Origin of the sequence: Streptomyces sp. ICN903, assembly GCF_022015835.1 — a bacterium.
Taxonomy (GTDB): domain Bacteria; phylum Actinomycetota; class Actinomycetes; order Streptomycetales; family Streptomycetaceae; genus Streptomyces; species Streptomyces fenghuangensis.
Genome location: NZ_JAKMAY010000225.1, coordinates 1 through 9,607, shown reverse-complemented (window position 1 = coordinate 9,607; position 9,607 = coordinate 1). Strand labels below are relative to the sequence as shown.

The 9,607-nt window shown below is 71.9% G+C and carries 9 protein-coding genes and 1 pseudogene; 4 read left to right on the top strand and 6 right to left on the bottom strand.

All coding sequences use genetic code 11. From position 1 onward, the window contains the following. The coding region (locus tag L7D48_RS20860; RefSeq protein ID WP_237881280.1) for a BCCT family transporter at window positions 1-1,634 on the bottom strand (1,634 nt) is incomplete at its 3' end. Between the two features lie 216 nt (window positions 1,635-1,850). Between L7D48_RS20860 and L7D48_RS20855 the strand changes: the two are divergent. Then, window positions 1,851-3,201 (top strand): annotated as a pseudogene (locus L7D48_RS20855) (DUF692 domain-containing protein). A 372-nt stretch (window positions 3,202-3,573) separates the two neighbouring features. On the opposite strand, the gene L7D48_RS20850 reads toward L7D48_RS20855, so the two are convergent. Continuing rightward, window positions 3,574-3,786 carry a DUF4287 domain-containing protein gene (locus tag L7D48_RS20850; protein WP_237881278.1) on the bottom strand — a complete coding sequence of 71 codons (213 nt, stop codon included), beginning with the start codon at window positions 3,784-3,786 and terminating at the stop codon, window positions 3,574-3,576. A 50-nt stretch (window positions 3,787-3,836) separates the two neighbouring features. Then, window positions 3,837-4,496, bottom strand: coding sequence for a DUF998 domain-containing protein (locus L7D48_RS20845; RefSeq protein ID WP_237881276.1), 660 nt, complete (start codon window positions 4,494-4,496; stop codon window positions 3,837-3,839). Window positions 4,497-4,605: 109 nt separating this feature from the next. On the opposite strand from L7D48_RS20845, the gene L7D48_RS20840 reads away from it, so the two are divergent. Further along, window positions 4,606-5,226 carry a TetR/AcrR family transcriptional regulator gene (locus L7D48_RS20840; protein ID WP_237881274.1) on the top strand — a complete coding sequence of 207 codons (621 nt, stop codon included), beginning with the start codon at window positions 4,606-4,608 and terminating at the stop codon, window positions 5,224-5,226. A 129-nt stretch (window positions 5,227-5,355) separates the two neighbouring features. On the opposite strand, the gene L7D48_RS20835 is transcribed toward L7D48_RS20840, so the two are convergent. After that, window positions 5,356-5,577, bottom strand: a complete 222-nt coding sequence (locus L7D48_RS20835) for a DUF397 domain-containing protein (RefSeq protein WP_237881272.1) — start codon at window positions 5,575-5,577, stop codon at window positions 5,356-5,358. Beyond that, window positions 5,574-6,422 (bottom strand): helix-turn-helix transcriptional regulator, encoded by an 849-nt coding sequence (locus tag L7D48_RS20830; RefSeq protein ID WP_237881270.1) that lies wholly within the window; start codon window positions 6,420-6,422, stop codon window positions 5,574-5,576. The genes L7D48_RS20835 and L7D48_RS20830 overlap by 4 nt, the downstream gene beginning before the upstream one ends. Window positions 6,423-6,839: 417 nt before the next feature. On the opposite strand from L7D48_RS20830, the gene L7D48_RS20825 reads away from it, so the two are divergent. Together L7D48_RS20825 and L7D48_RS20820 are read left to right on the top strand one after the other, a co-directional pair. After that, window positions 6,840-8,018: a hypothetical protein gene (locus L7D48_RS20825; RefSeq protein ID WP_237881268.1), complete on the top strand. Its 1,179-nt coding sequence runs from the start codon at window positions 6,840-6,842 to the stop codon at window positions 8,016-8,018. 269 nt (window positions 8,019-8,287) lie between these two features. Then, the gene (locus tag L7D48_RS20820; RefSeq protein ID WP_237881266.1) at window positions 8,288-8,902 is read left to right on the top strand and encodes an ATP-binding protein; all 615 of its coding nucleotides are present in this window, start codon (window positions 8,288-8,290) and stop codon (window positions 8,900-8,902) included. An 88-nt stretch (window positions 8,903-8,990) separates the two neighbouring features. On the opposite strand, the gene L7D48_RS20815 is transcribed toward L7D48_RS20820, so the two are convergent. Continuing rightward, entirely contained in the window at window positions 8,991-9,386 is a 396-nt protein-coding gene (locus L7D48_RS20815) for a hypothetical protein (RefSeq protein WP_237881282.1), read from the bottom strand. Window positions 9,387-9,607 lie beyond the last annotated feature (221 nt).

The window sequence follows — 9,607 nt, the reverse complement described above, 5'->3', positions numbered from 1 at the left end:
CCCCCGGAGGTCTCCCCCTCACCGTCCCGCTTGCCCGCGCCCCACTCCCGCGTCCTGCGCTCCCGCTCCATCCGCCGCCGCAGCGCGGCGGGCGGGCCGGTGAGCTCGGGGAAGTCCGTGCGCATGGCGCGGACCAGCGAGTACATCATCAGGAAGGCAAGGACGAAGAACGGCAGGCCGAGCACCGTGATCACCTCGGCGAGCGCGTCCAGGCCGCTCTTGCCGGTGGCCGCGATCAGCGTCCCCGCGACCACGCCCTCGGTGATCGCCCAGAACACCCGCTGCCGCGTCGGCCCGCCCTCCTCCCGCTGCCCGGCGCTGAGCATGTCCACCACCAGGGACGCCGAGTCCGAGGAGGTGGTGAAGAAGATGACCACGATCAGCACCGACAGGGCCGAGACGAAGGTGGTGAGCGGGTAGTTCTCCAGGAAGGTGAAGAGCGCGCCGGGGATGTCGCCCTCCTCCACCACGTTCCGCACCAGCCCGCCGGCGCCGTTCATCTCGATGTCGATGGCGGACATCCCGAAGACGCTGAACCACACGATGGTGAAGGCCGTGGGCAGCGCGAGGACGCCGAGGACGAACTCGCGGATCGTGCGGCCCTTGGAGATGCGGGCGATGAAGATGCCCACGAACGGCGACCAGGTGATCGTCCAGGCCCAGTAGAACACCGTCCAGGTGCCCTGCCAGCCGGTGTCGGCGAAGGTGTCGTTCCAGAAGGCGAGCGACACCAGCGAGGACAGGTAGACGCCGACGTTCTCGATGATCCCCTTGGCCAGGAACAGCGTCGCCCCGGTGGCGAGCACGAAGAGCATCAGCCCGACGGCCATGACGATGTTGATGTTCGACAGCCGCCTGATGCCCTTGTCCAGGCCGTAGACCACCGAGGTGGTGGCGATGGCGGTGATCACGGTGATCAGCAGCACCTGCACCAGCGAGTTCTCCGGCAGGCCGAACAGCCGCGCCAGTCCGCTGTTGATCTGCATCGTGCCCAGACCGATGGAGACCGCGACGCCGAAGAGCGTGCCCATCACCGCCGCGATGTCCACGATCCGGCCCGCCGTGCCGTACACCCGGTCGCCCAGCAGGGGGTACAGGACCGAGCTGACGCGGAACGGCATCCCGCGCACGTAGACGAAGTAGGCGAACGTCAGCGACGGCAGGCAGAAGATCGACCAGGTGTGCAGGCCGAAGTGGTACAGCGAGTAGGCCATCGCCATCCGGGCGGCCTCGGTGCTCTCCGGCTCGACGCCCTGCTGGGGCGGCTCGGCGAAGTGGCTGATCGGCTCGGCGACCCCCCAGAACATCAGGATCGTGCCGATCCCGGCGGCGAACAGCATCGCGAACCAGGTCCGCGTGCTGTACTCCGGGCGGTCGTCCTGGGCGCCCAGGCGGATGTGGCCGTAGCGGCTGACGGCGATCCAGAGCAGATAGACCAGGAAGGTCGTCACGCCCAGGATGTAGAACCAGCCCAGTTGGGTGAGCAGCCATTCCGAGGCCGTGGCGAAGATCCGGTCCACCTGCTCCGTCAGCGAGATCGCCGCGACCACGAACAGCACGGTGAGCCCGGCCGAGGTGAAGAAGATGACCGGATCGGTACGGAGCCCCAGTAGGCGCTGCAGCTTTTCCAGCATGTACCTCTCCCTGGAGGACTGGTCCGATTTTCGTCGTTCTGCGATCCGATGCGGGCGCGACACACGGGCGGCGGCCGCGAACGGACCGGGGTGGGGCCCCGGCGAAAGCTCAGGTGAAGCTCTGAACTCCGCCGCGCGGGATTGGTGATCCCTCTGCCCGGAGATGACAACCCCACACGGGGAGGAACCGGGGAGGAACCGTCGAGGGGGGCGGGCGTGGCACGACTGGGTACGGGGATCGGCTGGCGGCCGGGAATCGCGGACGCGATCGAGGCGCTGCCGGACGTCGGCTGGGTGGAGGTGGTCGCGGAGAACGTCTGCCCCGACCACCTTCCGCCGGCGCTGGTACGGCTGCGCGAGCGCGGCACCACCGTGGTGCCGCACGGGGTGGGGCTCGGGCTCGGGGGCGCGCAGCGGCCCGACCCCGCCCGGCTGGCGGCGCTGGCGCACCGGGCCGAGGCGCTGGAGGCGCCGCTGGTCACCGAGCACATCGCGTTCGTCCGGGCCGGGGGGCCGGGGACCGGGGCACCGGCGATGGAGGCCGGGCACCTGCTGCCGGTGCCGCGCACCCGCGACGCGCTGGAGGTGCTCTGCGAGAACGTCATGATCGCCCAGGACGCGCTGCCCGTGCCGCTGGCACTGGAGAACATCGCGGCCCTGCTGCCCTGGCCCGGCGAGGAGCTGGGCGAGGCGGAGTTCCTGACCGAGCTGGTGGACCGCACGGGCGTCGGCCTGCTGATCGACGTCGCCAACCTCCACACCAACCGCGTCAACCGAGGCGAGGACCCGCTGGCCGTCCTGGACGGCCTGCCGCTGGACGCGCTGGCGTACGTTCACGTGGCGGGCGGTGTGGAGCGCGACGGGGTGTGGCACGACAGCCACGCCCACCCGGTGCCGGAGCCCGTGCTGGAGCTGCTGGCCGAACTGTGCGCGCGCACCGATCCGCCGGGGGTGCTGCTGGAGCGGGACGACGACTTCCCTCCGGAGGAGGAGCTGGCCGCCGAACTGGCTTCCGTGCGGGGCGTGTTCGAGGGCGCGGCGCGGGCCTCGGGAGCCCCCCGTGCCTGACACCCGCCCTACCACCGGCCCTGTCACCGGACCCGGCGCCGGACCTGTCACCCGCCCTGCCACCGGACCCGGCGCCGACACGGACACCGGCACCGACGCGGCCCGCCGTCGGCTGGCCGCCGCCCAAACCGCCCTGCTGGGCGCCCTGGTCGCCGACGGTCCCGCGCCGGCCGGCTTCGACCCCGCGCGGCTGGAGGTGCAGCGCCGGGCGCTGGTCGCCAAGCGGGCCTCGGTCATCGCCGGGATCGCGCCCGAACTGCCGCGCATCCTGGGCGACCGCTACCGCCCGGCGTTCGCCGCCTACGCCCGCGGCCGCCCCATGACCGACGGATACCGCCCGGACGCCATGCGCTTCGTCGCGCACCTGCTGGAGTCCGACTCCACCCTGTCCCGGCACCAGCGGCGCCGCCTGCGCCGCTGGTACCGCGAACGCTCCGGCCGGGCCCCTCGGGGGTGGGGCCCGGCCGGTCTCCTCCGTCTTCTGCGCCGGGGTACGTAGCGGCCGGGGACGTGGCGGGCGGCCGGTCACCCGTCCCGGAGGCCCCACACCCGTTACCGCCCCGGCCGTCGACCTCCGAAGACGGCCTGATTCACCGAACCGGAACCGGGATCGGCCCGTTGTCGCCACCGGCCGTTCCGATCCTCCTCACGGGCACACCCGGCCCGACCGCCCCCGCAGTACGGGCCCGTACAGCACCCGTACAGCCGGGGCGGCGGGCGTCTTCCGCGGAAGCCGGGCCAGAACCCGGGCCCGGCGGTGGCCGCCCATCGCCTCGGGCGGTGCCGCATCCGTCTGCTCGGTGCTCACGGTGACCGGCGGCACGGACGCGCCGTGGGACCGCGAGCGGGCCCCACGGCACCTCCGTCCGGGCTACTTGCCGCTGTCCTCGGCAAGCGTGTGTGCGACGAGCGCGTTCGCGTGTCCGTGGCCGAGTCCGTGCTCGGCCTTGAGCCAGGTGACGAGCTCCATGTGTTTGGTCATGGGCGAGGCGCGGATGAGGTGCTTCCAGTCCGCGATCGGGCGGCCGTACTTCTTCTCGATGGAGGGGAAGTAGCTGGCGGGGCCCTTCACCGGTGCGGTCATCGCAGTGTCCTGTCTCTCGTGGGCGGTGTCGTGTCTGTTGAGGGGACTGCCTATGCCCTGGCCAGGCGTGCGGTGACCGCGGCCAGCCACAGCAGGCCCAGGCCGGCTCCGGCGGTGAAGGCGAGCGGGGTGGCGGAGGAGCCCGCGAAGCCGGCGAGGACACCGAGGGGCACGAGACGGGAGCCGATGGCCCATCCTCGGCGTTGGTGAGCGGCGAAATGACGGGCCAGGACGAGGAAGGCCGCGCACAGGGCGAGGTAGCCCACCATGCCGCTGACCATGTGGACGGCGCCGTGCCCGCTCAGTGAGGTGATCCGGGCTGCGGGGTCGCCCGGAGGAAAGCCGCCGCCGGGGTCGGCGGTGAACACGCCGGCCAGCAGGAACGACGCGCCGAAGACGCCGACCAGCCGAGATGCCCACACCCCGCCGGGTTCATCGCGCAGCGCACGGCGCATACCGGCCGAACCGGCGATCAGCAGTACGCCCGTCAGCAGGAAACCGGTCACCTGGATCCAGCCGAGGTCGCCGAGGCTGAGCTGACTGATCGCGTTGCGGGTGAAGTCGAAGCCGTCGCGCGTCAGCCCCTGGATCACACCCCCGGCCAGGAACAGCGGGCCCGCCACGGTGCCGCTCACCAGAAGGGTGCGGGTCGTCGACCGGGGCGGCGCCGGGACGGCGGCGGCCACCGGAGCCTCGATGGTGTGGGTCATGATGCGTCTCCCCCAGTAAGAGAACTAGACGGTTTGGTACCGGTCTTGATCCGGGCATTACGATAGAGCCATCAGAACTGGACTGTCCAGTACTGTCAGAGGAGTCGGTTTGGAAGCGAACGATCAGAGCCGGTCGGCCCGCAAGCACAGGGCGATCATGGAAGCCGCCACGCAGGCGTTCATGGCCAAGGGGTACTCGGGCACCAGCATGGACGACATCGCGAAGCTGGCCGCGGTCTCCAAGCAGACCGTCTACAAACACTTCGCCGACAAGGAGAAGCTGTTCACCGAGATCGTCATGGCCACCACCGACCGGATCGACGCCATGATCGATCTGGTGGCCGACATCCCGGCCGACGCCGACCGGCTGGAGGAGAACCTCACCCGGCTCGCCGGCCAGTTCCTGACCGCCCTCACCCAGCCACAGGTCCTCCAGCTGCGGCGCCTGATCATCGCCAACGCCGACACCTTCCCGGAGCTGGGCGCAGCCTGGTACGAACAGGGCTTCCATCGGGTTCTCGACACGCTGGCGGCCACCTTCCGGCACCTGTCCGACAAGGGGCTGCTCCGGACCGACGACCCGCTGCTGGCCGCCAACCACTTCTCCGGCCTGCTGCTCTGGATTCCCGTGAACAAGGCCATGTTCCACGGAGGACCTCAGCACACGCAGGACGAACTGGACCACTACGCCACCGCCGGCGTCGCCGCCTTCCTCGGTGCCTACCGCTGACCCCGGCGGCACGCCGGGCTCCGGGCACCAGGGCCCGTCCTCCGAGCCGTACGGGCGGGCACCGCACGCGCTGACGGTGCCCGCTCACGCACAAGGCCGGCCCGGACCACCCGGGCCTGGGCCGTGCTCTCAGGCGCTCAGCGCGGAGCCGCCGCCGACGTCACCGACGAACGCGTCCCAACTCCGGGCCGGGAAGCAGAGCGTGGCCCGCTCGACATCCTGGGAGTCCCGCACGTACACGGCGTCCGCCCCGGCGGCCACCTCCACGCAGTCCCCACCGTCCGATCCGCTGTGGCTGCTCTTGAACCAGTACAGCTCACCCGTGTTGCCGGTCACCTGTTCCACGCTCATGTCTCTCCCACCAGCCGCTCGATGAGTCGTGCAGACTCCTCGACGTTCAGGGCCTGCGACCGCAGCTTGCCATAACGCAGGGAGAAGGCTCTGACCTCGGAGGTATCCGATACGACGCACCCGACGCCCTGGGACTCGAAGTAGCCGATGTCCCGGTGCTCTTTCGTCTCCAGGATCACGAACGGACCGTTCTTCCCCGGGTGGAATCCGCGCCCGGCGGGCATGACCTGCACCTCGACGTTCCGCAGCGCGCTGACCTCCAGCAGACGTCGCCACTGCCCGCGCATGACCTCCGGGCCGCCCACGGGATCGCGCAGCGCCTCCTCGCTGATGATGAACGAAAGCTCCGCCACCGGCACACGCGTCAGCAGCTTCTGGCGGCTGAGCCGGGCCTCGGTGTGCTGGTCGATGGTCTCCTCGCTCAGCGGCGGGCAGTGCCCGCCGAAGACCGCCCGCGCGTAGCCCTCCGTCTGCAACAGGCCCGGCACCAGCAGCGGATCGTAGGAGAAGCGGCTCAGCGCCTCCGACTCAAGGAGCGCGAAGTTGCGGAAGAAGCGCGGAAGTTTGGCCCGCTCCACATCGTCCTGGAGGACTTCCAGGACTCCCCTCGCCCCCAGCGCGCGGTCCGCCGCGATCGTGAACGCGGCCTTCGCGGGCCGCCGTCCCTGCTCGACCGAGGCGACCTGCTCCAGCGAGTACCCGATGGCGTCCCCGAGCTTCTGCTGGCTCAACCCGGCCTGCTTGCGCAGGTGCTGGAGCAACCTGCCGTAGGCGGACCACACCCCCGGCGGGTCGCCGCTGTCCTCCTTCACCCGTACCGCGCGGCCGTTCCGCGTGTCCCGCACCGCCCTCACACCCCTTCGTCCCCAAGTCCATACCGCTCGTCCGAGCCCCCGGCGGCTTCCGCCGTCCGTCACCGCCGGGGCCATGTCCAACGCGGCCCGCGCGGGCCGGGGCACGGCCCGGAACCCGTACAACGCCCGTACAAGAGGCCGTTGTACGGGTCGCCGACGGCCGGCGCAGGCCCGGCCATACGTCCGCCGCCCGCCGCCTTCCGCTTCGCGGGACCGCGAGGAAGGGGCGGGGCACATACGTCCAGGCCACCACTCCTTCGGGGGTGCTGGGAGGCAACCGCCCAGCGTGGGGCCGCAGGTTCCGCCAACACCGGCGGCGCGGCACCGTCCTGGCCGGAAAACGCCTGCGTCGCCCGATCGGGCCCAGGGAAAGGATCGGCTCGTCACTCAAAGCGACAAGGGGGTTGCGTGCGGTTCACGCTGAGGCGGAAACAGCCGCCCAAAGAGGGGCCCGGCGCCTGCGACGGAAGGCTCGGCGGTCTCGGTGAGGGGATCGGCCGGATCGGCCGCGAGATCGCGGAGATCCGCACCACGCTCGCCGAGGCGGCGGAGAAGTCGCCGTCGCAGGCGATGAGCGGAGAGCTCCACAGGCTCCGGAGGGCCGTCTCCGACGGGACCAGGATCCTCCAGGAGGACAACCAGACGCAGCTACGGCGGCAGGAGGAGATCCTCGGCCGCCTGGGCGAACTGCGCCTGGAGATCACCGGTGGCCGTACCGGGGCACAACCACCGCCCGCCCCGGGCTCCCCCGGCGCCGACGAGCTCGGCGGGGCGGACGACACCGGTGAGGCGGAGGACGGAACGGCGGAGACGGCCGGGGCCCCGCCTTTGGCGCAGCCGTCGGTCCCGTCAGACGAAGCCCCTGAGACAGAGGACAGCCTGCAACAGGAGGAATGCATGGAGCGGGAGCAGGACGGCGTACCGGATTCCACGGCCGGGGCAGCTCCCTCCGGGGAGGCCGAGGAGACACCGGAAGAGCGCGTGAGGGCGGTGAAGAAGGCCGCCGAGCAGGCCCTCCGGAACCGTTCCGAGGACGCCCCCGGCCGTACCGACCGCACAGCGGCGTCCCCGGCAGCGGACGGCCGGCGGCTCCACGGCGTCCACGCGGACGGCACAGACGGGCAGCGGACGGGGTGGCGGGACGACGACCGGGGGACGCCGCCCGACCCGATGGCCGAGCACGCGGAGCTGCTGCTGAACGCCGCCGGGGTGTCGCGCGCCGAACTGGTCTGCCACCGCGACACCTGGGAGTTCCTGCTCGTACAGGCCGCGCGTCACCCGCGCTTCCGCGTCCCCGGAACGGTCGAGGAGGACGCCGAGCACGGCCTGGTGTGGACGCACCTGTCCGGGCCGTCCCTCATCGCCGCCCTGATCAGCCTCTGGAAGACCCGCGAGAAGGCGAGCGAGGAGGTGGACGCGGACTGGGCGATGGCCGCCGTGCTCTACGACCGCATCCGCGACCGGCTGACCGAGGCCGGGCCCGGCGACGGACGCCGTACCGTCCGCATCGTCCTGGACGACGGAGACGGGCCGGAGGAGACGGCGGCGGCCGCCGAGCCCTCCGGGGAGAAGACGGAGGCCGCGTAACCCCGCCCGCTCACACCGCTGCGGCCCGGACGGTGTCCGGGCCGCAGCGGTGCGGGACCGGGTTCAGCGCCCGGCCGCGAGCGCGACGAACGCCGCCCACCCGTCGCGGCCGACCTGGTCCGTCGCGGGTGCACCTCCATGGCGAACCGAGCCGGTGCCGGACGGGTCGCGGGCGGCGGCCGTACAACCGCCGTACAAGGGGTTCGCGCACGGGCGTGTACGGCGGTCCGACCTGGCCGTACGCCCTTGTGTGACGGGACGGTTACGGCATGCGACACCAGAGTTCCGCCGCCGGGCGGTCCACCACACGCCCCAACGACCGCCCAGCCGGGCAGGCCGCCGAACAGGCCACCGGGGCACCGCGGTTCAGCACCCGCCTCAGCGGCACGCGGCGGGGCGCGCGGCTGGCGCGCAGGCTCGCCGTGCAGCAGTTCGCCGAGTGGACCGGCCTGCCGCACGGCTGCGACGCCGCGCACGCCGTCGCCCTGGTGACGGCCGAACTGGCGGCCAACGCCGTCACCCACGGCAGCCTTCCGGGCCGGGACTTCCGGCTGACGCTGCTCCTGCCGCCCGAGCCGGCCGCGCACGAGTCCGCCTCGCATGAACCGGCCCTGTCCGAGCCGGCCGTGATGCGGATCGAGGTCACCGACACCCTGTCCGAACGCCTCCCCCGCCACCCCGCAGCCGAACCGGGGCCACCCGACGAGGTGTCGGGGCGGGGGCTGCTCCTGGTCGCGGTGTACGCCCGGCGCTGGGGGTGCGAGGTGCGGGACGCGTTCACCAAGACCGTTTGGGCGGAGGTTCCGCTGCGGCAGTCGCCCGCTTCCCCGCCTTCCCACGCCGGGCAGGCACCGGCGCAAGCCGCCCTCCCGGACGAGGTGTGACTTCTCCGTCGGCCGCCCGCCGGCCGAGGAAGCTCGGCGGCGCGGGCGGGGCGCGGTGCCGCCGCGTGCCGGACTCGGCAGGCAGGACCTACCGCGCGGCCGCCTTGGTGAGTTCCAGGGTCGGCGGCCCGTCCGGGTCGGTGTTGAAGTACACCTTCTCCGGGCCGCTCGTGTAGAGCTGGACGCCGCCGATCCTGCCGAGCCCGCCGTCCTCGACCAACAGGTAGACGAAGTCGCTGGACGCCTGGTCGTCGTGGAAATCCCACTCGCCGCTGAAGTCGACGGGATCGGAGACCCCGTCCATCGCCACATCGGTGGCGGAGAACGTCCCGTCGGAGCCGAGCACGATCTCGGCGCCGGTCGCCTCGTTGCGGTACACGCCGGGCAGTTCGTCAGGATCGACCGGGTCCGCGCACCCCGAGGCGAGTACCGCGGAGACCGCCAAAGCGGCGGCGAGCCACCGTCCACCCGCTCTTTTGCTCATCACGGGCTCAGCGTAGCGCTGAGCCCGGAGAACCGGATCTCGGGTGGCGCTGACCCGAGGCCCGCCGACGGCCCCGGAACGAAGAGGTCGGTCCCGGAACCCCGGTATGGGGCCACCCCAGCACCGGGCGCACCGGCGCTGGGGTATTCCGATCGACCAACTGCTTTGCAGAAGTACAGTATTGGCCGACCGGCCGGGGTGGGAGTCGAACGGGGGTACGG

Bases quoted from the DNA above. Each gene is read 5' to 3' on its own strand.
- L7D48_RS20850 (WP_237881278.1), bottom strand. From the start codon at position 3,786: ATGACCGCACCGGTGAAGGGCCCCGCCAGCTACTTCCCCTCCATCGAG.
- L7D48_RS20845 (WP_237881276.1), bottom strand. From the start codon at position 4,496: ATGACCCACACCATCGAGGCTCCGGTGGCCGCCGCCGTCCCGGCGCCG.
- L7D48_RS20835 (WP_237881272.1), bottom strand. From the start codon at position 5,577: ATGAGCGTGGAACAGGTGACCGGCAACACGGGTGAGCTGTACTGGTTC.
- L7D48_RS20820 (WP_237881266.1), top strand. From the start codon at position 8,288: ATGCGACACCAGAGTTCCGCCGCCGGGCGGTCCACCACACGCCCCAAC.
- L7D48_RS20815 (WP_237881282.1), bottom strand. From the start codon at position 9,386: ATGAGCAAAAGAGCGGGTGGACGGTGGCTCGCCGCCGCTTTGGCGGTC.